This window comes from Psychrobacter proteolyticus, from assembly GCF_038155145.1.
In the GTDB taxonomy this organism is placed as follows: domain Bacteria; phylum Pseudomonadota; class Gammaproteobacteria; order Pseudomonadales; family Moraxellaceae; genus Psychrobacter; species Psychrobacter proteolyticus_B.
In genome coordinates this window covers 1-227 of record NZ_JBAKAY010000094.1, presented here as the reverse complement: position 1 = coordinate 227, position 227 = coordinate 1, and the positions used below count along the sequence as shown (strand labels likewise).

Genomic DNA, 227 nt, shown 5'->3' with positions numbered 1-227 from the left:
ATACCTAAAATTAAGGTCCTTCAACTCGCTCAATAGGAAAGTTACCTACGACTTTTCTCGTAATACCGAGTTTTTTAGCTGCAACATAAGATAAATCTAATACACGGTTACCATGGAATTGGCCACGATCGTTCACTTTTACCACGACACATTTACCATTGGTCTTGTTAGTAACTTTGACATATCAATAAAATGGTAATGAGAGATGCGCTGCAGTTAAACCGTTC

1 pseudogene is annotated in these 227 nt (G+C 37.4%); it reads right to left on the bottom strand.

The annotated features are described in order from the left end of the window. Positions 1–10: 10 nt before the first annotated feature. Positions 11–227: pseudogene (locus tag V6252_RS13115) on the bottom strand (septal ring lytic transglycosylase RlpA family protein); the annotation flags it as partial.